The organism is Erwinia sp. 2186 (genome assembly GCF_057812255.1).
In genome coordinates this window covers 3,148,886-3,170,400 of the sequence record NZ_CM173824.1, presented here as the reverse complement: position 1 = coordinate 3,170,400, position 21,515 = coordinate 3,148,886, and the positions used below count along the sequence as shown (strand labels likewise).

18 protein-coding genes are annotated in these 21,515 nt (G+C 54.0%); 10 read left to right on the top strand and 8 right to left on the bottom strand.

The window, feature by feature from the left end; genetic code table 11:
- Positions 1-119: 119 nt before the first annotated feature.
- Entirely contained in the window at positions 120-2,735 is a 2,616-nt protein-coding gene (gene pepN, locus ACXKZG_RS14710) for an aminopeptidase N (RefSeq protein WP_346566052.1), read from the top strand.
- A gap of 43 nt (positions 2,736-2,778) precedes the next feature.
- On the opposite strand, the gene ssuB is transcribed toward pepN, so the two are convergent.
- Genes ssuB through ssuE form a run of 5 tightly spaced genes read right to left on the bottom strand, consistent with a single transcriptional unit; the run spans position 2,779 to position 7,042 of the window.
- On the bottom strand, positions 2,779-3,567 hold the full coding sequence (ssuB, locus tag ACXKZG_RS14705) for an aliphatic sulfonates ABC transporter ATP-binding protein (protein ID WP_013201549.1): 789 nt from the start codon (positions 3,565-3,567) through the stop codon (positions 2,779-2,781).
- Positions 3,564-4,355, bottom strand: a complete 792-nt coding sequence (gene ssuC / locus ACXKZG_RS14700; RefSeq protein WP_013201550.1) for an aliphatic sulfonate ABC transporter permease SsuC — start codon at positions 4,353-4,355, stop codon at positions 3,564-3,566. Before ssuC ends, ssuB begins: the two co-directional genes overlap by 4 nt.
- Positions 4,356-4,363: 8 nt before the next feature.
- On the bottom strand, positions 4,364-5,509 hold the full coding sequence (ssuD, locus tag ACXKZG_RS14695; RefSeq protein WP_013201551.1) for an FMNH2-dependent alkanesulfonate monooxygenase: 1,146 nt from the start codon (positions 5,507-5,509) through the stop codon (positions 4,364-4,366).
- Positions 5,510-5,523: 14 nt separating this feature from the next.
- The gene (locus ACXKZG_RS14690) at positions 5,524-6,480 is read right to left on the bottom strand and encodes a sulfonate ABC transporter substrate-binding protein (protein ID WP_134823831.1); all 957 of its coding nucleotides are present in this window, start codon (positions 6,478-6,480) and stop codon (positions 5,524-5,526) included.
- A gap of 10 nt (positions 6,481-6,490) precedes the next feature.
- Positions 6,491-7,042: an NADPH-dependent FMN reductase gene (gene ssuE, locus ACXKZG_RS14685; RefSeq protein ID WP_488875075.1), complete on the bottom strand. Its 552-nt coding sequence runs from the start codon at positions 7,040-7,042 to the stop codon at positions 6,491-6,493.
- 375 nt (positions 7,043-7,417) lie between these two features.
- On the opposite strand from ssuE, the gene pyrD reads away from it, so the two are divergent.
- Complete coding sequence (gene pyrD, locus ACXKZG_RS14680; RefSeq protein WP_488875074.1) at positions 7,418-8,428, top strand: quinone-dependent dihydroorotate dehydrogenase; 1,011 nt, start codon at positions 7,418-7,420, stop codon at positions 8,426-8,428.
- 174 nt (positions 8,429-8,602) lie between these two features.
- Positions 8,603-9,145 (top strand): cell division protein ZapC, encoded by a 543-nt coding sequence (locus ACXKZG_RS14675; RefSeq protein ID WP_013201555.1) that lies wholly within the window; start codon positions 8,603-8,605, stop codon positions 9,143-9,145.
- A gap of 2 nt (positions 9,146-9,147) precedes the next feature.
- Here ACXKZG_RS14675 and ACXKZG_RS14670 read toward each other — a convergent pair whose 3' ends face one another.
- Complete coding sequence (locus ACXKZG_RS14670) at positions 9,148-10,260, bottom strand: YcbX family protein (RefSeq protein WP_013201556.1); 1,113 nt, start codon at positions 10,258-10,260, stop codon at positions 9,148-9,150.
- A 146-nt stretch (positions 10,261-10,406) separates the two neighbouring features.
- Between ACXKZG_RS14670 and rlmKL the strand changes: the two genes are divergently transcribed.
- From rlmKL to rmf, 6 genes are all read left to right on the top strand, one after another.
- Positions 10,407-12,524, top strand: coding sequence for a bifunctional 23S rRNA (guanine(2069)-N(7))-methyltransferase RlmK/23S rRNA (guanine(2445)-N(2))-methyltransferase RlmL (gene rlmKL / locus ACXKZG_RS14665; protein ID WP_346598289.1), 2,118 nt, complete (start codon positions 10,407-10,409; stop codon positions 12,522-12,524).
- A 6-nt stretch (positions 12,525-12,530) separates the two neighbouring features.
- Entirely contained in the window at positions 12,531-14,438 is a 1,908-nt protein-coding gene (locus ACXKZG_RS14660) for an ABC transporter ATP-binding protein (protein WP_013201558.1), read from the top strand.
- A gap of 21 nt (positions 14,439-14,459) precedes the next feature.
- Positions 14,460-15,734: a membrane integrity-associated transporter subunit PqiA gene (pqiA, locus tag ACXKZG_RS14655; RefSeq protein ID WP_488875073.1), complete on the top strand. Its 1,275-nt coding sequence runs from the start codon at positions 14,460-14,462 to the stop codon at positions 15,732-15,734.
- Positions 15,721-17,361 carry an intermembrane transport protein PqiB gene (pqiB, locus tag ACXKZG_RS14650; protein ID WP_041691957.1) on the top strand — a complete coding sequence of 547 codons (1,641 nt, stop codon included), beginning with the start codon at positions 15,721-15,723 and terminating at the stop codon, positions 17,359-17,361. The genes pqiA and pqiB overlap by 14 nt, the downstream gene beginning before the upstream one ends.
- Positions 17,361-17,927 carry a membrane integrity-associated transporter subunit PqiC gene (gene pqiC / locus ACXKZG_RS14645; RefSeq protein WP_134823836.1) on the top strand — a complete coding sequence of 189 codons (567 nt, stop codon included), beginning with the start codon at positions 17,361-17,363 and terminating at the stop codon, positions 17,925-17,927. Before pqiB ends, pqiC begins: the two co-directional genes overlap by 1 nt.
- 281 nt (positions 17,928-18,208) lie before the next feature.
- Positions 18,209-18,376 (top strand): ribosome modulation factor, encoded by a 168-nt coding sequence (gene rmf / locus ACXKZG_RS14640; RefSeq protein WP_071822140.1) that lies wholly within the window; start codon positions 18,209-18,211, stop codon positions 18,374-18,376.
- A gap of 69 nt (positions 18,377-18,445) precedes the next feature.
- Here the strand turns inward: rmf and fabA are convergent, their stop codons facing one another.
- Both fabA and ACXKZG_RS14630 read right to left on the bottom strand, forming a co-directional pair.
- Positions 18,446-18,964, bottom strand: a complete 519-nt coding sequence (fabA, locus tag ACXKZG_RS14635) for a bifunctional 3-hydroxydecanoyl-ACP dehydratase/trans-2-decenoyl-ACP isomerase (protein ID WP_013201562.1) — start codon at positions 18,962-18,964, stop codon at positions 18,446-18,448.
- Positions 18,965-19,032: 68 nt separating this feature from the next.
- Positions 19,033-20,787 carry an AAA family ATPase gene (locus ACXKZG_RS14630; RefSeq protein ID WP_488875072.1) on the bottom strand — a complete coding sequence of 585 codons (1,755 nt, stop codon included), beginning with the start codon at positions 20,785-20,787 and terminating at the stop codon, positions 19,033-19,035.
- Between the two features lie 185 nt (positions 20,788-20,972).
- On the opposite strand from ACXKZG_RS14630, the gene matP reads away from it, so the two are divergent.
- A complete protein-coding gene (gene matP / locus ACXKZG_RS14625; protein WP_013201564.1) occupies positions 20,973-21,428 on the top strand; it encodes a macrodomain Ter protein MatP in 456 nt (151 codons plus the stop codon).
- Positions 21,429-21,515 lie beyond the last annotated feature (87 nt).

Here is a 21,515-nt window from a genome sequence, read left to right as displayed (position 1 = left end):
TTAATGAAATGTAGCTTTTTAAGCCAAAGACCCCGTGGCATCGCGATTCAACGTGGCAACATCGGGCTAACAGGAATAGACTTGAAAAGGTTAACTAATTATCGACGTGAGAAGGACTTATGACGCAACTGCCACAAGCCAAAAATCGCCATGATTATCGTGCTCCGGATTACACCATCACGGATATCGACCTGACTTTTATTCTCGATGCCAGCACCACCCAGGTCACCGCTATCAGCCAGGTAAAACGGTTGGGGGCAGCAGGCGCAGAACTGCGTCTGGACGGTGAAGACCTGACGCTGGTTTCTCTGGACATTAACGACCAGGCCTGGACGCACTACCGTCTGGAAGACGGCGCGCTGATCCTTGAGCAACTGCCAGAAACCTTTACGCTGAAAATCGTCAACGAAATCCACCCGGATAAAAACACCGCGCTGGAAGGCCTGTATAAATCGGGTGAAGCGCTTTGTACCCAGTGTGAAGCGGAAGGCTTCCGCCACATTACCTGGTATCTTGACCGTCCTGACGTGCTGGCGCGCTTTACCACCACCATTGTGGCAGATAAGGCCCTCTATCCTTATTTACTGTCAAACGGCAACCGTGTTGATGCCGGACAGATGGAAGATGGCCGCCACTGGATGAAATGGGAAGATCCGTTCCCAAAACCTTGCTACCTGTTTGCCGTGGTCGCCGGTGACTTCGATGTACTGCGTGACAGCTTCAGAACCCGTACCGGGCGCGATGTGGCGCTGGAAATCTTTGTCGATCGTGGCAACCTCGATCGCGCTGACTGGGCAATGACCTCACTGAAAAACAGCATGAAGTGGGATGAAGAGCGCTTCGGTCTGGAGTACGACCTGGACATCTTTATGATTGTCGCGGTGGACTTCTTCAACATGGGCGCGATGGAGAATAAAGGCCTTAACGTCTTTAACTCGAAATATGTGCTGGCCAGGGCGGAAACCGCCACCGACAAAGATTACCTCGGTATTGAAGCGGTTATCGGTCACGAATATTTCCATAACTGGACCGGTAACCGTGTGACCTGTCGCGACTGGTTCCAGCTCAGCCTGAAAGAAGGGCTGACCGTGTTCCGCGATCAGGAGTTCAGTTCCGACCTCGGATCCCGTGCCGTTAACCGTATTGATAATGTCCGTATCATGCGTGGTGCGCAGTTTGCCGAAGATGCCAGCCCAATGGCGCATCCGATCCGCCCTGAGCAGGTGATCGAAATGAACAACTTCTATACGCTGACGGTGTATGAGAAGGGGTCAGAAGTGATCCGTATGATGCATACCTTACTGGGTGAAGAAAACTTCCAGAAAGGCATGCAGGTCTACTTCGAACGTCACGATGGCAGCGCTGCAACCTGCGACGATTTTGTGCAGGCGATGGAAGATGCGTCCAACGTCGATTTATCGCAGTTCCGCCGCTGGTACAGCCAGTCGGGTACGCCGATCCTCTCAATTCGGGATGACTACAACCCGGAACTGGAACAGTACACGCTGCACGTCACGCAGAGAACGCCAGCAACCGCCGATCAAAAAGAGAAGCTGCCGCTGCATATCCCGCTGGATATCGAACTGTATGATGGCGAAGGCAAGGTGATCCCACTGCAGCATAACGGCCATCCGGTGCACAACGTGCTGAATGTGGTCGAAGAGTTCCAGAGCTTCGTCTTTGATAACGTCTATTTCCAGCCGGTTCCTTCTCTGCTGCGTGAATTCTCTGCCCCGGTGAAACTGGACTACAACTGGAGCGATGCGCAGTTAACCTTCCTGATGCGCCATGCGCGCAATGACTTTGCCCGTTGGGATGCCGCTCAAAGCCTGATGGCGACCTACATCAAACTAAACGTGGCACGTCAGCAGCAGGGGCAACCGCTCTCTCTTCCGCTGCATGTGGCTGATGCTTTCCGCGCGGTGCTGCTGGAAGAAAACAGCGATCCTGCGCTGATGGCGTTGATCCTGACGCTGCCGAGTGAAAATGAAATTGCCGAGCTGTTTGAAACTATCGACCCGCAGGCAATTTCTGACGTGCGTGAATCGCTGGTGCGCCTGCTGGCAACCGAGTTGGCAGATGAGTGGCTGGCGGTTTATAACGCCAATCAAAGCGACGAATACCGCATTGAACATGCCGAAATTGGCAAACGCTCGCTGAAAAATGTCTGCCTGGGGTATCTGGCCTTTGGCGACGTCGAGCTGGCTGACAAGCTGGTTAACGCACAGTTTAGCCACGCCAATAACATGACCGACTCGCTGGCGGCGATGGCGGCCTCGGTGGCGGCTCAGTTGCCGTGTCGCGAAGCGCTGCTGGTGGCGTTTGACGAGCGCTGGCATCAGGATGGTCTGGTGATGGATAAATGGTTTGCCTTGCAGGCCACCAGTCCGGCACCGGATGTGTTAAACCGCGTGCGTGCGTTGTTAAACCACCGCTCATTTACCCTGAGCAATCCAAACCGAATCCGTTCGTTGATTGGCGCCTTTGCCTCGGCAAACCCATCGGCGTTCCACGCGGCAAACGGCAGCGGCTATCAGTTCCTGACGGAAATCCTCACCGATCTGAACACGCGTAACCCACAGGTTGCCGCGCGGATGATCGAGCCATTGATTCGCCTTAAGCGTTACGATGCCGGTCGTCAGGGGTTGATGCGTAACGCGCTGGAGCAGTTGAAAGGGCTGGATAAACTTTCAGGTGACCTTTACGAGAAAATCAGTAAAGCCCTGAGCGCCTGAGCAGGCTAAAGAGAAAGCTAAGGGGCGAATTTCGCCCCTTTTTTTAACGTTGTGCGTAGCGTTTTTCGCTTTCGACCGGCGTGCGTTTCATCACCCGATCCAGCACTTCCGCTTCCAGCTCGGCCAGGCGCACTGAGCCTTTACGTCTCGGGCGCGGCAAATCAACCTGCAGATCCAGTCCGATATTTCCCTCTTCTATCAGCAGTACCCGATCGGCCATCGCCACGGCTTCGCTAACGTCATGCGTGACCAGCAGCACGGTAAAGTTGTGCTTCTGCCACAGTGATTCAATCAGATCCTGCATTTCGATGCGGGTCAACGCATCCAGCGCACCCAACGGTTCATCCAGCAGCAGTAAACCCGGACGATGGATCAGCGCGCGAGCCAGGGCGACACGCTGCTTCTGGCCTCCGGAGAGGGCAGCAGGCCACTCTTTTGCCCGATCGGCCAGACCTACGGCTTCCAACGCTTCCAGCGCGGCCGCTTTCCAGCTTTTCCCTTTCAGCCCCAATCCGACATTATCAATCACGCTTTTCCACGGCAGCAGGCGAGCATCCTGAAACATCAAACGGGTGTCGTCGCTGGCTTCACTGAGCGGCGCATTACCGGCCAGCAGCGCGCCTGACGAGGTTTTCTCCAGACCGGCAAGCAGACGCAGCAGCGTACTTTTACCGCAACCGCTGCGCCCGACCACCGCGACAAACTGACCGGAAGGGATATGCAGATCGATATTGTTTAATACCGTCCGGCCTTTGTACTGCTTGCTGACACCGTTGATGACCAGCGGTGTACCGGCATTCAGGCGAGCCGGAGACGCGGTTAATTCGCTCATGCGTTATCCTCTTTCAGTTGATAAGCCGGATGCCAGCGCAACCAGACGCGTTCCAGTAACTGCGCGCTGACATCTGCCAGTTTACCGAGCAGGGCATAAAGAATGATCGCTACCACGACCACATCGGTTTGTAAAAACTCTCGGGCATTCATCGCCAGGTAACCGATGCCCGAACTGGCGGAGATGGTTTCGGCCACAATCAGCGTCAGCCACATCAGGCCCAGCGCAAAACGCACCCCAACCATGATTGAGGGCAGGGCGCCAGGCAATACCACCTGAATAAACAGACTCCAGCCGGACAGGCCATAACTGCGGGCCATCTCGACCAGGCCACGGTCAATATTGCGGATGCCGTGATAGGTGTTCAGGTAAATCGGGAACATGGTGCCCAGCGCGACGAGGAAGATTTTGGCCGATTCATCAATACCGAACCACAGGATCACCAGCGGGATCAGCGCCAGATGCGGAACGTTACGCAGCATCTGTACGGAAGTATCCAGCAGTCTTTCGCCAAGGCGAGACATACCGGTGATCAGACCAAGCACCAGGCCAATCGAGCCGCCGATGCCAAAACCGATAGCGGCACGCCAGCTGCTGATCGCCAGGTTTTGCAGCAGTTCGCCGCTAACCGAAAGCTTCCAGAAGGTGACGACAATCGCTTCTGGCGACGGCAGAATGCGGGTTGAAAGCCAGCCGGTCTGGGAAGCAATCTGCCAGACAACGATTAACAGAGCGGGAAGGGCCCAGGGAACCAGGCTATTTCCAATGCGCGAAAGCGGCTTTTTCATCTTCACCTCTAGCTCTGTGACACTTTCTGTGGGGCAAAATCGTGGGCAACGGCTTCACCGTGTGCCGCGACTGCAGCCGGTTTCGGGATTTCCGGTACCGCCAGATCCAGATGAGGGAACAGCAACTCGCCGACGCGGTAGGCTTCCTCAAGATGCGGATAGCCGGAAAGAATAAAGGTTTCAATGCCCAGGTCGGCATATTCCTGCATTCTGGCCGCCACGGTTTCGCCGTCGCCAACCAGTGCTGTCCCCGCACCGCCACGAACCAGGCCGACGCCAGCCCAGAGATTAGGGCTAATTTCCAGCTTATCGCGGCTGCCGCTGTGTAACGCGCGCATCCGCTGCTGGCCGACCGAATCGGTTTTGGCCAGCGCCGCCTGCGCTTTTGCAATGGTGGCGTCATCGAGGTGGGAGATCAGACGATCGGCCGCCTGCCAGGCTTCTTCATTGGTTTCACGCACAATCACATGCAGACGAATACCAAACTTCACTTTGCGACCCTGTGCGGCGGCTTTCGCCTGCACCTGAGCGATTTTCTCTTTGACCTGCGCCGGCGGTTCGCCCCACGTCAGATAGACATCCACCTGTTCTGCCGCCAAATCCTGTGCAGGCTCAGAAGAGCCGCCAAACCATAAAGGCGGACGCGGCTGCTGTACCGGTTTAAACATCAAACGCGCGCCACGGACGTGAACGTGCTTGCCTTCGTAATCGACGGTTTCTCCCTCCAGCACCCGGCGCCAGACGCGGGTGAATTCGGCGGATTCTTCGTAGCGTTCTTTATGGTCGAGGAATACACCGTCACCGGCTAACTCTTCAGCATCACCACCGGTGACCAGGTTGAACAGGGCGCGGCCATTTGACAGCCGATCTAAGGTCGCAGCCTGACGGGCCGCCTGAGTCGGGGAGATCACCCCAGGACGCAGCGCCACCAGGAAGCGTAAACGCTGGGTCACCGGGATCAGGGATGCGGCAACCAGCCAGGCATCCTCACAGGAACGACCGGTCGGGATCAGCACACCACCGAAACCCAGACGATCCGCTGCCTGAGCGATCTGCTGCAGGTAACCATGATCAACCGGGCGCGCACCTTCTGAAGTACCTAAATAGTGACCATCACCGTGGGTCGGTAAAAACCAGAAAACGGAAAGGCTCATGTTGGGATTCCTTATTAATTAGCGCTGCTGGCGTGCCAGATACGGTCGGCAATCTCGACTTTTACCGGCATTAAATGGCTGGCATAGAACAGGTCGGCAGTTTGTTGCTGGGCGTTGGCCGTTTTGTCACTGACCGGGCCGATAGAGGTTGGCGGACGGTGATCCAGATAGCTGGCAATCACCGGCTTAGGCAGACCCATCGCCTGCGCCAGCAGATCGATACTCTGCTCACGATCGCTGAGGGTCAGCGCATCGGCCTGGCTGAAGGTCGCCAGCACCTGGGTGATAAAGGCCCCGTTTGCCTGAGTGAAGGGACGCGTTGCCAGATAGAACGACCCGGTTTGATTCAGTTGGCTGCCATCGGTCAGCACTCTGACGCCGCCCTGCAGCAAGGCCGCAGAATAGTACGGGTCCCAAATCGCCCAGGCATCCACATCACCCTGCTGGAACGCCGCGCGGGCATCGGCTGGGGTCAGATAAGCGGGCTGGATATCGCTGAACTTCAATCCGGCTTTTTCCAGTGCGCGCAGCAACAGGTTGTGCGAGCTGGATCCTTTCTGGAAAGCGACCTTATGTCCCTTCAGATCGGCAACGGTTTTATAGGGGCTGTTTTTCGCCACCAGAATCACTTCGGCTTTCGGTTTCGGCGGTTCTGCGCCGACATACAGCAAGTCTGCGCCGGCTGCCTGAGCAAAAATCGGTGGGATATCGCCGGTGCTGCCCAAATCAATGCTGTTAACGTTTAACGCTTCAAGCATTTGCGGACCGGCCGGGAACTCGACCCATTTGATTTTGGTGTTGGGAAAACGCTCTTCAAGCAGGTGATGAGATTTGGCTAACACCATGCTCACCGATCCTTTCTGATAGCCTATGCGAAAGGTTTTCGGCGCCTCTGTTTCTGCCGCGAAAGCAGTACTGGCCAGCACGCTGGTTAAGGTCAGTGCGGAGAGGATCCTTGCAAATAATGTCATCAGCGGCTCCTTAAACGGCGACGGCCAGCGGTCGGTGGCGACGAGCCAGCGCAGACCAGAAGGTGTCGATGGATTCGTTGATGCGGTCGCGCAGCACCGGCGTGAGTTCCGGCTGACGATCGTAATGGGTAATTTGCGAATCATCCGCGAACACGCCATGCAGCACTTCCTGCGCTTTCAGCGCATTCAGCACGGGCTTGAGGGCGTAATCCACCGCCAGCATATGCGCAACGGTGCCGCCAGTGGCCAGCGGCAGCACGACTTTGTGCTCAAGCGCGCGCTCAGGCAGCAGGTCGAGCAGCGTTTTCAGGGCACCCGAAAACGACGCTTTATAAACAGGTGTGGCAACAATCACCCCATCGGCCTGCTCCAGGTCTTCCTTTAAGGCCAACAGCGCGGGTGAATCAAAGCGGGCATAAAGCAGGTCTTCAGGCACGAAGTTATGCAAATTCCACGGAATAACCTCTACGCCGCGCTGTTCAAGCAGGCGCTGGCAAACGGTTAACAGGGCGGTGGAACGAGATGGATAGCGAGGACTTCCCGCCAGAGTAATAACGCGCATAACCTCTCCTTATAACTAAAAGTTATTGAACTGACTTATTCTGGAACCGATGGAACTATCCTGACAGACGGGCAGGAGAGGCTTAAATGATTTATCTGGCATAGATAAGTTGATTAGCGGATATAAAAGCGGAATGAGCGGTTTAGCTGGCACTATCGTTTTACTTTCCTGACAAAGAACCTTACCATTTTGCCCCGCACCTGCAGCGTCACTGCGCCCACTGGCTGTTATCACCTCTCTCATCGGATCCACAGTATAAAAAGGAGAGAAGCCGCAACCGTGACGGTTAAACGCAGTATTTCGGGTTAGTATCGCCAGACGATATCAACTGTTTGTCCTATCCCGCTCGAGAGTCTCGGGCATTCAGGAGCGACCATGTATTATCCCTTTGTCCGCAAGGCCCTTTTCCAGCTTGATGCCGAGCGTGCCCATGAACTGACACTCCGCCAGCTGCACCGGGTCACCGGAACACCTTTACTGCACCTGGTTCGCCAGTCGTTGCCTTTCAAGCCGGTTAACTGCATGGGGCTGACCTTTAAGAATCCTTTGGGCCTTGCCGCAGGACTGGATAAAAACGGTGAGTGTATCGATGCCTTTGGTGCATTGGGCTTTGGATCGATCGAAATCGGCACCGTGACGCCAAGAGCGCAGGACGGCAACGACAAGCCAAGAATGTTCCGCGTATTGGAAGCCGAAGGGATTATCAACCGCATGGGCTTCAATAATCACGGCGTGGATAACCTGGTGGAGAACGTCAAAAAGTCGCATTTCGATGGCGTGCTCGGGATCAATATTGGTAAGAATAAAGATACGTCGGTCGAGAACGGCAAAGACGATTATTTAATCTGCATGGATAAGATCTATCCTTATGCGGGTTACATCACGGTAAATATCTCCTCGCCAAACACCCCAGGATTACGCACGCTGCAATACGGTGAAGCGCTGGACGATCTTTTGATCGCGGTGAAACAGAAACAGAAAGATCTAGAAATGATTCATCACAAATATGTTCCTGTGGCGGTGAAGATCGCGCCGGATCTTTCTGAAGAAGAGTTGATCCAAATTGCCGACAGTCTGATCCGTCATAATATTGATGGCGTGATTGCCACGAATACCACCCTCGATCGTTCACTGGTCGCTGGCCTGAAGCACGCGGGGGAAGCGGGTGGATTAAGCGGACGTCCGGTGCAATTACGCAGTACAGAAATTATTCGCCGGCTGTCGCAGGAACTGCAGGGCAAACTGCCTATTATTGGCGTGGGCGGGATTGATTCGCTGGTTTCAGCGCGCGAAAAAATGGCGGCGGGTGCTTCGCTGATCCAAATATATTCCGGCTTTATTTACAAAGGCCCACCGCTGATAAAAGAAATTGTGACCCACATCTAAGCTAATTCTTAGCTAAACCGGCCAGGGGCTTTATTTTCGCCGCTGGCTCGTTTATATTTTATCCTGTTTAAACATTATTCAGACTATTTTGGCTCGCGGCTGGATTGACATATCTTTTCAAATCCCCCGTTCGTCCAGTAAATAGCGGCCAATTTTATGACTACAGGACCCATCATGAGAATTAAACCTGACGACAGCTGGCGCTGGTTTTTCGATGCAGAACACGATCGCATGATGCTGGATCTGGCTGACGGAATGCTGTTCCGTTCGCGCTTCCCTCGTAAGATGCTGACGCCGGATGCTTTTGATACTTCTGGGTTTTGTGTCGATGATGCTGCGCTGTTCTTCAGCTTTGAAGAGAACTGTCGCCGCTGCGAATTGAATGTGGACCAGCGTGCAGAGCTGGTGCTGAATGCGCTGGTCGCCAGCCGTTTCCTCAAGCCGTTAATGCCGAAAAGCTGGCACTTTGAGACCCATCGCCACAGTGGCTGGGTTCCAGAAGAAGGCGAGTTGGTGAGCGTTCAACTGTGTGAAAACGGCGAACAGGCACATTTGCTGGTGGTAGAAAGCGGAGAAAATGCGGCACTCTGTCTGCTGGCTCAACCGCAACTGACACTGGCCGGGCGCGGAATGGTATTGGGTGATGCGATTAAGGTGATGAACGATCGTCTTCAGCCCCGGCAGTCTGAGTCTCTTACTTTCGCCAGGGCTGTTTAAGATTATTGCGTCAGGACCAGGTCGCTGGCGGGAATGCAGCTGCAGCTGAGGATCCTGCCGTTATCACGCACGGCCCCTTTTTTCATCTGGCTGACTTCTCCTGACACCAGATTCAAATGGCAACTGCCACAAATCCCGGCCCGGCACGAGTAGGGAATGCGGAATCCCTGCATTTCCAACTGTTCCAGCAGTACCTGCTGATTGTTTCCCTGAAAGGTTTCCCCCTGCCAGCTGATGGTCACGCTTTGGGCGTTGCCACTGACCACCTCCAGCGATTCCACGACCTGGCCTGCGCCGTAAGGTCGCGGTGGCTTGCTGGCGACGACCTGAAGCTCGTCACCGACCCGCATAATGCCGCTGTTTCTGGCAATCAGGTTAAGGCCAAAATCGATGTCTCCACTGCCGTCAGTGGCGGTGCGGAACTTTTGCAGCGTGGCTAAAGGTTCACCGCTGGGGTGTTTACGGCCTTTCTCAGGGCTAACCGTGGTCAGTACGCAGCGGCTGCAAGGTTTCGGCACATCGAACAGTACCTCACCAATCCGCACCGTTGACCAGCTGTCTTCTGCCCAGGCACTGGCACCGGTGATCACCAGGTTTGGTCGAAACTGCTCCAGTTTGATCCCTGCCGGACAGCGCTGACGCAAATCCTGCAAAGACGCTTCATTTATTAGCAGGAACGGAAAACCGTCGGCAAAGCCTAATGGCACCTGCTCAAAGCGTTTAACCCGGCGGGACATCTGCGGACCCACCCAGCGTAATTGCACCGGGCGGGGGAAGAAGCTGCTGAGCCACTGGTTAATGGCGGCTGGCGCGGTGAGTGAGGTGAAAACATTGCCCCAGACTTCGGTCGGTGCAAGTTCACTGGAGAAGTCAGCGAGCCGAACCGTGGCGCTGGTACCATCAGGCGCAGAAAGAAAGAGACCTTCAGGGATCAACGCGGGGGTGAAAAGCACCATCTCCGGATACTGGCGGGCAGTAATAAAGGTGCCATCCTCGTCCGTGATCATAAAGACACGGTCAAAGGCCAGCCCACTCTCCAGTGCCTGTGCATGAGAAACCTGGGTCCCTCGCAATGACTTCACCGGATGAATGAACAGACGAGACAGGCTAATCATGGTGCCCTCCAGGCAAATAAAGCGGAAAAAAGCGTCTTCAGGCAAGAAAAGCGGCGGGGTACCTGAGGAAAAGAAGCTAACTTTATGACATGTGCCTGCGATTAGCTATAATGCGCAGCAATTTTCTGACGACGATAAGTGACACTATGAATTCTCTGTTTGCCAGTACGGCGCGTGGGCTCGAAGAGCTATTAAAAAGTGAACTGGAAGCGATGGGGGCTGAGGCCTGCCAGATCGTCCAGGGCGGCGTACATTATCAGGGTGACGATCGTCTGATGTACCAAAGTTTGATGTGGAGCCGTCTGGCGTCGCGCATCCTGCTGCCGCTGACCGAATGCGGCGTTTACAGTGACCTCGACCTTTATCTGGGTGTGCAGGCTATCGACTGGCCGGCGATGTTCGGCAGTGATAAAACCTTTGCGGTGCATTTCAGCGGTCTGAACGAGGTTATCCGTAACAGCCAGTATGGCGCGCTGAAAGTTAAAGATGCGATTGTCGACAGCTTTACCCGTAAAGGGTTTGCCCGTCCGGACGTCGATCGCGAGCAGCCCGATATCCGCGTTAACGTCTGGCTGAATAAAGATACTGCCAGCATTGCGCTGGATCTGAGTGGTGAAGGCCTGCATCAGCGCGGCTATCGCCAGCAGACCGGTCAGGCTCCGTTAAAAGAGAACCTGGCCGCGGCGATCGTGCTGCGCTCCGGCTGGGAGGTGGGAACACCGCTGATCGATCCGATGTGTGGATCGGGAACCCTGTTGATTGAAGCGGCAATGATCGCCAGCGATCGCGCACCGGGACTGCATCGTCCACATTGGGGCTTCAGCGGCTGGTCTAAATTCAATGATGCGTTGTGGCGTGAAGTGACCACCGAGGCACAGGTTCGTGCTAAACGTGGCGTGCAGGAAACCACCTCGCGTTTTTATGGCTATGACAATGATTCTCGCGTGGTCGAACGGGCGATTGCCAATGCCCGTCGCGCAGGAATGGCGGACATCATCAGCTTTACCGTACAGGAAGTGTTGAAACTGACCAATCCGCTGCCTGAAGGGCCAACCGGAACCGTGGTGAGCAACCCGCCTTACGGTGAGCGTATGGATAGCGAACCCGCGCTGATCGCCCTGCACAGCCAGTTGGGGCGCCTGATGAAAAGCCACTTCGGCGGCTGGAATCTGTCGTTGTTCAGCGCTTCTCCGGAACTGCTGAGCTGCCTGCAACTGCGCGCCGACCGTCAGTTCAAAGCGAAAAACGGTCCACTGGACTGCGTCCAGAAAAACTATCAGCTGGCGGTCAACCCTTCCGCTGCGGCCGGTGGTCAGGTTGCTGAAGATTATGCCAACCGTCTGCGCAAGAACATTAAGAAGCTGGAGAAGTGGGCACGTCAGGAAGGAATTGAATGCTACCGCATTTACGATGCCGATCTGCCGGATTACAACGTGGCCGTCGATCGTTACGGCGACTGGGTGGTGGTACAGGAATATGCGGCACCAAAAACCGTGGAGCCTGCCAAAGCCCGACAGCGTCTGTTCGATGTTATTTCGGCCACGCTGCACGTACTGGAACTGCCTTCTGATAAGCTGGTGCTTAAAACCCGCGAGCGGCAGAAAGGCAAAAGTCAGTACCAGAAGATGGACGAGAAGGGCGATTTCTTCGAAGTCAGCGAATTCAATGCCAAAATGTGGGTCAATCTGACCGACTATCTGGATACCGGACTGTTCCTCGATCACCGTATTGCCCGCAAAATGCTCGGCAAAATGAGTAAGGATAAAGACTTCCTGAACCTGTTTGCCTACACCGGTACGGCCAGTGTGCATGCCGGTCTGGGCGGCGCGCGCAGCACCACCACCGTAGATATGTCGCGTACCTATCTGGAGTGGGCAGAGCGTAACCTGCGACTGAATGGCTTAACCGGCCGCCAGCACCGTCTGATGCAGGCTGACTGCCTGGGCTGGCTGAGCGAGTCGAGCGAGCAGTTCGACCTGATCTTTATCGATCCGCCAACGTTCTCTAACTCGAAGCGGATGGAAGAGAGCTTTGAGATCCAGCGCGATCATCTGACGCTGATGAAAGATTTGAAAAGGCTGCTGCGCAAAGGCGGCACCATTATGTTCTCTAACAATAAACGCGGTTTCAAAATGGACCACGACGGTCTGGCAGAGCTGAATCTGGTTGCACAGGATATCACCGCCAAAACCCAGTCGCAGGATTTTGCCCGCAATCGTCAAATACATAACTGCTGGCTGATCACTCACGCCGGTAAGGAATAAGCTTTTATGTCATTAATCAGTATTCATGGTGCGTATCTCTCTTTCAGTGATGCCCCGTTGTTGGATAACACCGAACTGCACATTGAAGAGAATGAGCGGGTCTGTCTGGTAGGTCGTAACGGTGCGGGTAAATCCACACTGATGAAGATTATTAACCGCGAGCAGGCGCTGGATGATGGTCGTATCATCTATGAACAGGACCTGGTCGTGTCACGTCTGCAACAGGATCCGCCGCGTAACGTGGAAGGATCGGTTTATGACTTCGTGGCTGAAGGCGTCAACGAGCAGGCGGAATACCTGAAGGCGTATCACGCGATTTCTCATCTGGTGATGACCGATCCGAGCGATAAAAACCTTAATGAAATGGGACGTCTGCAAACTATTCTGGATCACCAGAATCTGTGGCAGCTGGAAACCCGTATTCACGATGTGTTGAAGCAGATTGGCCTGGATGCTGATGTGCCGCTGTCCTCGTTGTCGGGCGGCTGGCTGCGTAAAGCCGCGCTGGGACGTGCACTGGTCAGCAATCCACGGGTGTTGATGCTCGATGAGCCCACCAACCACCTGGATATCGAAACCATTGACTGGCTGGAAGGGTTCCTGAAAACCTTCCAGGGCAGCATTATCTTTATTTCCCACGACCGTTCCTTTATCCGCAATATGGCCACCCGCATTGTCGATCTGGATCGCGGCAAGTTAGTTTCCTGGCCTGGCGATTACGACCTGTATCTGACCAGCAAAGAAGAAGCGCTGCGCGTGGAAGAGATGCAGAACGCTGAATTCGACCGCAAACTGGCTCAGGAAGAAGTGTGGATCCGTCAGGGCATTAAAGCGCGCCGTACGCGTAATGAAGGCCGTGTTCGTGCATTAAAAGCGTTGCGTAACGAGCGTTCAGAACGCCGTGAAGTGATGGGCAAAGCCAATATGCAGGTGGAAGAAGCGTCGCGCTCAGGCAAAATTGTCTTCGAGATGGAAAATCTTCACTACAGCGTTGACGGCAAACAGCTGGTGCGTGACTTCAGCGCCCAGGTTCAGCGTGGCGATAAAATTGCCCTGATTGGCTCCAACGGTTGTGGTAAAACCACGCTGCTGCGACTGATGCTGGATGAGTTGAAAGCCAGCAGTGGTCGCGTGCATATCGGGACGAAATTAGAAGTGGCCTATTTTGACCAGCACCGTGCCGATCTCGATCCTGACCGCACGGTAATGGACAACCTGGCGGAAGGTAAGCAGGAAGTGATGGTGAACGGTAAGCCGCGTCATGTACTCGGTTACCTGCAGGAGTTCCTGTTCCACCCTAAGCGTGCGATGACGCCGGTGCGTGCCTTGTCAGGCGGTGAGCGTAACCGTCTGTTGCTGGCCCGTCTGTTCCTCAAGCCAAGCAACCTGCTGATCCTCGATGAACCGACCAACGACCTCGATGTGGAAACGCTGGAGCTGTTGGAAGAGCTGGTGGATGGGTATCAGGGCACCGTATTGCTGGTCAGCCACGATCGTCAGTTTGTCGATAATACCGTCACCGAGTGCTGGATCTTTGAAGGTAACGGTGAGATTGGCGCCTTTGTCGGTGGCTATCATGATGCTCAGCGCCAGCGTGCGGCCTATAAGCAGACGCGTTCGTTGAGCAAACCCGCGCCTGCTGCGCGCCAGGAAAATGCGAAAGCAGAGCCAGAAAAACGTGCTGCGAATAAGCTAAGCTATAACTTGCAGCGTGAACTTGAACAGCTGCCACAAAAGATGGAAACGCTTGAAAGCCAACTGGAAACATTGCAGGCCAAAGTGGCCGACGGTGATTTCTTCAGTCAGCCTCATGATGTGACTCAGCCCGTGCTGGATGCGCTTGCCGTAGCCGAACAGGAACTGGAAGTGGCGTTCGAACGCTGGGAATATCTGGAGTCGTTGAAAAACGGCTGATGCTTAAGCAAGAGGTCGTTTATGTGTTCATCGCACCACGCTGATCAATGGATGCTCTGCCCGCAGTGTGACCTGATGACACAACTGCCGGAACTGAAACCGGGTAGCAAAGCCAGCTGCCCGCGTTGCGAAACCACGCTGACGGCCAACTGGGTAGAGCCGCAAAAGCGGCCTACCGGTTATGCGCTGGCGGCACTGTTTATGCTGGTTCTGGCTAACCTGTTCCCGTTCGTCAATATGCACGTAGCGGGACTGAGCAGCGAAATAACCCTGTTGCGTATTCCTCAGGTGATGGTATCTGAGGATTACAACAGCCTGGCCACGCTGTTTATGGTATTTGTACAGGCGGTCCCTGCCGTTTGTATGGTGATTATTCTGCTGCTGGTCAACCCAGTCCGTTTGTCGCTGCCGCTGAAGAAAGGCATGTCTCGCATGCTGTTTCAGATCAAGACCTGGGGCATGTCAGAGATTTTTCTGGCAGGCGTATTGGTCAGCTTCGTTAAGTTGATGGCCTATGGCAATATCGGCGTCGGAGCCAGTTTTATTCCCTGGTGCCTGTTTTGTGTGTTACAGCTCAGGGCGTTTCAATGTGTCGATCGCCGCTGGTTATGGAACCGCATTGAGCCGATGCCAGAAATTCCCGCCAAACCGATCCCTGCAATCAGCGGCATTCATCAGGGGCTACGTTCCTGCCGTTGCTGCACCGCTATTCTCCCGGTCGATCAGTATACCTGCACCCGTTGTGGGACAGGCGGGCACGCCCGTCGTAAGAACAGTCTGCAATGGACAATGGCGTTGCTGGTGACCTCAATGTTGCTCTATATCCCGGCTAATTTGATGCCAATTATGATCACCCAGGCGCTGGGCACCAAAATCACCTCGACCATTATGGCCGGTGTGGTGTTGCTGTGGAGCGAAGGGTCGTTCCCGGTAGCGCTGGTTATTTTTATTGCCAGCATCATGGTGCCTTCGCTGAAAATGATCGCCATCGGTTGGCTGTGCTGGGATGCCAACAGTAAAGGTGCAACCCACCATGACAGTGAGCGGATGCACAAGATTTATGAAGTGGTTGAGTTTGTCGGACGCTGGTCGATGATTGACGTGTTTGTGATTGCTGTTCTCTCAGCGCTGGTGCGAATGGGGCAGTTGATGAGTATTTATCCCGCGACGGGGGCCTTGCTGTTTGCCATGGTTGTTATTCTGACCATGTTTGCAGCCATGACCTTTGACCCTCGTTTGACCTGGGATCGTGTACGTGAAAAAAGTCTTGAGGAGCCAAGCATTGAAGGAAAATAATCACGGCGTGGCGACGGTTGATCAAATCAAACGCTGGTCACCGGTATGGATCATTCCCATTGTCACCGTATTAATTGGTGCATGGATCCTGTTTTATCACTTCAGCCACCAGGGCCCTCTGGTCACCCTGATCACCACCAATGCCGAGGGCATTGAAGGCGGCAAAACGGCGATCAAAAGTCGCAGCGTGGATGTCGGCGTGGTGGAGAGTGCCGTCTTAACTGACGACCTTCATCATGTGGAAATTACTGCCCGTCTGAATTCCGGCATGGAAAAACTGTTAAAAAACGACAGTGCTTTCTGGGTGGTAAAACCGGCAATTGGACGTGAGGGCGTTACCGGGCTGGGCACCTTGCTTTCCGGGGCCTATATCGAATTACAGCCGGGCGTGAAGGGCGATAAAAAAGAGCGGTATGATCTGCTGGATTCTCCGCCGCTTGCTCCGCCAGATGCCAAAGGCATTCGTATCACCCTCGACAGTGCCAAAGCCGGGCAGCTCAATCCAGGCGATCCGGTGCTATTCCGTGGCTACCGGGTTGGCTCAGTTGAAACCAGCCACTTTGATGCCGATAAACGCATGATGACCTATCAGCTGTTTATCGCCGCGCCGTACGACCGTCTGATCACCACCAACGTGCGCTTCTGGAAAGACAGTGGCATAGCGGTGGATATGTCAGCATCGGGTATGCGTGTGGAAATGGGGTCACTGACTACCCTGTTTAGCGGGGGTGTCAGCTTCGACGTGCCGGACGGCTGGGAACTGGGACAGGTCGCACAGAATCAGTCGGAATATAAACTGTTCGACGATCAGCGCAGTATTCAGGATTCCCTGTATACCGCCCACAAAGATTTCCTGATGTTCTTCACCGATTCGATCCGTGGCCTGCAACCTGGCGCGCCAATTGAGTTCCGTGGCATTCGTCTGGGTACGGTGGCAGAAGTGCCATTTAAATCCACGGTGCTTGCACAACAGCTGGATACCGATTACCGCATCCCGGTCTTGATCCGCATCGAGCCGGACCGTTTCCAGAGTATGTTGGGTAAAGACTTCAATATCGAACAGCATCTGAAAGACGGTATCAACAATGGACTGCGCGCCTCGCTGAAATCGGCGAACCTGTTAACGGGTTCACTGTATATCGACCTCGATTTCTACAAGAATGCCAAGCCGTTCACCGGTCCACGCACCCTGTCTGGCTATGAGCTGATCCCAACGGTGAGTGGTGGACTGGCGCAAATCCAGCAGAAACTGATGGATGCGCTGGATAAGGTTAACAATCTGCCGCTGAATCCGCTGCTGAATCAGGCCACCAGTACCCTGAAACAGAGTCAGAAAACCATTCAGGAACTGCAGAAGACGCTGGATAACATTAACCAGATTACCTCAAGCCAGTCGATGAAGGATCTGCCGGCCGATATGCAGAAAACGCTGCGTGAACTGAACACCAGCATGAAAGGCTTCCAGCCAGGATCGCCGGCTTATACCCGCATGGTGGGAGATATGCAGCGACTGGATCAGGTGATGCGTGAGCTGCAACCGGTATTGAAGACCTTGAACAGTAAGAGTAACGCCCTGGTGTTTGAAGCTAAACCTGGCCAGGACCCGCAGCCTAAGAGGGCGAAATAATGATGAAATGGATCCCCGTAGCCTTGGCTCTGATGCTGTCTGCCTGTAGCAGCACGCCAGAAACCACCTACTATCAGCTGCCTGCGGGCGGTAAAGCGACCTCGACAACCCGTCCAGCGGATGCCACACGTCCGGCGGTGTTTGTTCAGCATGTTTCTGTGCCAGATTATCTGGCCGGAAACGGCCTGGTCTATCAGAGCAGCGATGTGAAATATGTCATTGCCGCGAACAATCTGTGGGCCAGTCCGCTGGACCAACAGCTGCAACAGACGCTGGTGGTTAATCTGGGCGAAGCACTGCCAGGCTGGCTGGTTTCTTCCAGCCAGTTAGGGCGACAGCAGGATACGCTTAACGTCAACGTCACGGGCTTCCAGGGCCGCTACGATGGCCATGCGGTGATTAGCGGTGACTGGGTTCTTGAGCATCAGGGCCAGATCATTAAGCGTTCTTTTGCCCTGACGCTGCCGCAAACGGAAGATGGTTACGATGCGTTAGTAAGAACGCTGGCTAAAGGATGGCAGCAGGAAGCGGGCGAAATCGCAAATGCGATCCGTGGCATTAATTAACAAAATTTAATCTTTAAAGCTAAGCCCTTGATTGTCGAAAATTAAGATTTTCCGCAGTCAGGGGCTTTTTTTTTGGATTACAGCGGCTTATTAGCAATTCGTGCGCTGATTCGGGGCCAGGAATGGCCCTGGTTTGTCTCAAAATGATGACATTGGCGTGAAATTTGCGCATTGATCTTTGGACCAGTTGGCGGTAGAACTTATGAGTGGTTACGCAGAAAGCGACCACTGTTTTCTTTCCACCAGATTCCACCTGACCTGAAGAGGGGATTACAGGCATGATGAAGAGACAGAAACGAGATCGGCTAGAACGGGCACATTCACGAGGTTATCAGGCCGGTATTACCGGACGCTCGAAAGAGATGTGTCCCTATCAATTGATAGATGCGAAATCTCACTGGTTGGGAGGTTGGCGACAAGCCATGGAGGACAGGACGGTTACTGCGTAATCTGACTGTTCAATGTAGTAAGGAAAAGAACCTCCGCCGAAGCGGAGGTTTCCGTTTTAGTACTCTGGATTAAAAAGCAGTCGTGTCTTTAAACAGACCCACTTTCAAATCTGTCGCGGTGTAAATCACGTTACCGTCGACCAGCACTTCACCGTCTGCCACACCCATCACCAGCTTGCGATTGATCACACGCTTGAAGTGAATGCGGTAAGAAACTTTTTTCGCGGTTGGCAGTACCTGGCCAGTGAATTTAACTTCACCCACACCCAGAGCACGACCTTTACCTTCGGCGCCTAACCAGCCGAGGTAGAAACCAACCAGCTGCCACATGGCATCCAGACCGAGACAACCAGGCATTACCGGGTCGCCAATAAAGTGACAGCCAAAGAACCACAGGTCCGGATTGATATCCAGCTCGGCTTCAACGAAACCTTTCCCGTAGTTACCGCCATCCTCAGTCATTTTGACCACGCGGTCCATCATCAACATATTGCCAGACGGTAACGGTGGGCCTTCAGCGCCGAACAGCTCACCACGACCAGAGGCAATCAGGTCTTCTTTTGTATAGGAGTCGCGTTTATCTACCATGTTCTCAATATGCCTTATTTTAATGAGTCACGAAGTCTAGCTTACAGCTGTAAGCTGAACAAGTCCGATCAGCTGTGGTTGAACCAGTTTAACCAGCGCAACGGCCACGGACGATGACGTCCATCCTGATGATTGATCTGAGCAATACGCTCCTGAATCAACCTGAGCAGGCAGGGACCTTCTTCTTTATCCCACTCTGCGCCGGTCAAAATCGGCAACGCTTCTTCCACACTGCTGACCGCCCAGATATGGAATTTGCCTTCCCGAACCGCATCAACAACTTCCTGCTGTAATGACAGGTGGCGAACGTTTGCCAGAGGCATAATAATCCCCTGAGTGCCGTTCAGCGTACGTTGATTACAGATGTGGAAAAACCCTTCGATTTTTTCGTTCAGTCCGCCGACAGGCTGCACCCGACCGAATTGATCGACCGAACCGGTCACGGCAATTTGTTGGGTCAGTGGCTGACCGGAGAGGGCGCTGATCAGCGCGCAAAGCTCCGCCAGAGAGGCGCTATCGCCGTCCACTTCTGAATAGGATTGTTCAAATACGATCGAGGCAGAGAAAGGCAGCTGCTGCTCAAGCTCCAGCTCAGAGATCAGCCAGGCCTGCATAATCATCATGCCTTTCGCATGAATATTGCCGCCTAATTCAGCCTTACGTTCAACGTCGGTGAATTCACCGTCACCGACATGCACGACACAGCTGATGCGTGAAGGTTCGCCAAAAGCACGGGGATGCCCAGGGAACTCGATCACTGACAGGGCGTTGATCTGACCGACCATCGTGCCTTCGGTTTCAATCAGGATTTGATCGAGCAGGATCTCATCGCGCACGCGTTCGGCAAGGAAGCCCTCACGCCACAAACGCGTTTCCAGTGCGGTTTGCAACTGCTCGCCATTGACCGATTGATCCGGGCTGTACATCGCCGCTTCCAGCAGTTGTCGGGCGATCCACGAGGGATCCAACGGCAACGTATCCTGATCGCCCGTGTAGCGGACGGCTTCGCGAATCAGCACCGGCCAGAAGTCTTCCGCAATCGGGCCATAGCCTTCAGTCGTGGCAACGTTCAACACCCATTTCACCCACAGGCTGAACTCTTCGCCATCTACAATCTGGATATTCTCTTCGAATTCCGCATAGAGGCAGAGGGCCGCCATCTCCGGTTCCATCTCCTGGAAATCTGCCAGCACGTCACGGTCGCCGGTCAGGACCAGGCGAAACTGCAAAGGCATGGAGGGGATAGCGACCGGTAAGGGGCGCGTCTCGTCAGGAGAGTGCCAGTCAAAGCGCTGTGTGGTGAGAATTTGTCGAATGCGAAGCCACAGCAGAGGCTGTGCAATTAACGTCCGCAGAGACAAAATCAGTGTGCCACCGTTGGCCCGGTGAACCAGTCCCGGTTCAAGCGTCAGCTGGTTGTTATACCAGCGTACACAGCCCAGAAGCTGTTCTGCCTCAATCCAGTCTGCACGATGAATGCCACCGGTGCTGGCAAAGTTATCCTGCTCCGTTTCCGCAGCACGCCAGGTGACCGACATACCGTCAATCTGGTAATGGCCTCCTTGTAACGTCGCCTCATCATCTTCGCTGAGGCCAGAAAGAACATCTTGCAGTAAAGCCTGATATTCGACGTTTTCAGCTGTTTTAATCAGCATCAGCGGCAATTTAGCCGGCGTTTGCAGCAGCAGACTCAGGCCATTAAACAGGCGTGATTGCACGGCATCAAAGCAGCTGGCGTCGTCTTCAGGCGCCTGCAGGAAGAGGGGCTGAACGCTTTCTGTATCGGGCTGTAGGGCACGCCATTCAAGTCTGTTGTTGGTCAAAGTTATCGTATTTTTCTGAAATGAGTAAAAGCGGCATTATACAAGATTTCAGCCTGTTAAGCATCGTAGAGTGACACTTCTAACGATGTTCAGCAGCAGATTGCGATAACAAGCCCGTTTTCTTTACGGCATGCTTAAAAAAAGCTGTTATTCTAAACTCGTCACGAAATCAGCATGAGATTCCGATGAAATATCAGCAACTGGAAAATCTTGAAAGCGGTTGGAAATGGAAATACCTGGTGAAAAAACACCGGGAGGGTGAAGCGATCACCCGATATCTGGAATACAGTGCGGCTCAGGCGGTGGTGGACGAACTGTTGGCGATGGAGAATCGCCCAGTTGATGTCTTAACCTGGATTGCTCAACATATTAATCCGGCGCTCGAAAACCGGATGAAACAAACCATTCGCGCCCGTCGCAAGCGTCACTTTAATGCTGAACATCAGCACACACGCAAAAAATCTATCGACCTGGAGTATCTGGTCTGGCAGCGTCTGGCCGGTCTGGCTCAACGTCGTAACAGCACGCTTTCCGAAACGATTGTGCAGCTGATAGAAGATGCTGAACGTAAAGAAAAATACGCCACGCAGATGTCTTCTTTGAAACAAGATCTGCAGGCCATTCTCGGTAAGCCGGATTAATTTCTTCCGTAAAGCGCCTTCCGCCGGTTCCGGCAGACAAAATAAAGACCAAAAAAAACCCCGCCGAAGCGGGGTTTTTTCATCAAA

Bases quoted from the DNA above. Each gene is read 5' to 3' on its own strand.
- ACXKZG_RS14690 (WP_134823831.1), bottom strand. From the start codon at position 6,480: ATGACATTATTTGCAAGGATCCTCTCCGCACTGACCTTAACCAGCGTG.
- ssuC (WP_013201550.1), bottom strand. From the start codon at position 4,355: ATGAAAAAGCCGCTTTCGCGCATTGGAAATAGCCTGGTTCCCTGGGCC.
- ssuB (WP_013201549.1), bottom strand. From the start codon at position 3,567: ATGAGCGAATTAACCGCGTCTCCGGCTCGCCTGAATGCCGGTACACCG.
- pqiA (WP_488875073.1), top strand. From the start codon at position 14,460: ATGTGTTCATCGCACCACGCTGATCAATGGATGCTCTGCCCGCAGTGT.
- ACXKZG_RS14660 (WP_013201558.1), top strand. From the start codon at position 12,531: ATGTCATTAATCAGTATTCATGGTGCGTATCTCTCTTTCAGTGATGCC.
- ACXKZG_RS14670 (WP_013201556.1), bottom strand. From the start codon at position 10,260: ATGATTAGCCTGTCTCGTCTGTTCATTCATCCGGTGAAGTCATTGCGA.
- pyrD (WP_488875074.1), top strand. From the start codon at position 7,418: ATGTATTATCCCTTTGTCCGCAAGGCCCTTTTCCAGCTTGATGCCGAG.
- ACXKZG_RS14675 (WP_013201555.1), top strand. From the start codon at position 8,603: ATGAGAATTAAACCTGACGACAGCTGGCGCTGGTTTTTCGATGCAGAA.
- ssuD (WP_013201551.1), bottom strand. From the start codon at position 5,509: ATGAGCCTTTCCGTTTTCTGGTTTTTACCGACCCACGGTGATGGTCAC.
- matP (WP_013201564.1), top strand. From the start codon at position 20,973: ATGAAATATCAGCAACTGGAAAATCTTGAAAGCGGTTGGAAATGGAAA.
- rlmKL (WP_346598289.1), top strand. From the start codon at position 10,407: ATGAATTCTCTGTTTGCCAGTACGGCGCGTGGGCTCGAAGAGCTATTA.
- ssuE (WP_488875075.1), bottom strand. From the start codon at position 7,042: ATGCGCGTTATTACTCTGGCGGGAAGTCCTCGCTATCCATCTCGTTCC.
- pepN (WP_346566052.1), top strand. From the start codon at position 120: ATGACGCAACTGCCACAAGCCAAAAATCGCCATGATTATCGTGCTCCG.
- rmf (WP_071822140.1), top strand. From the start codon at position 18,209: ATGAAGAGACAGAAACGAGATCGGCTAGAACGGGCACATTCACGAGGT.
- fabA (WP_013201562.1), bottom strand. From the start codon at position 18,964: ATGGTAGATAAACGCGACTCCTATACAAAAGAAGACCTGATTGCCTCT.
- pqiC (WP_134823836.1), top strand. From the start codon at position 17,361: ATGATGAAATGGATCCCCGTAGCCTTGGCTCTGATGCTGTCTGCCTGT.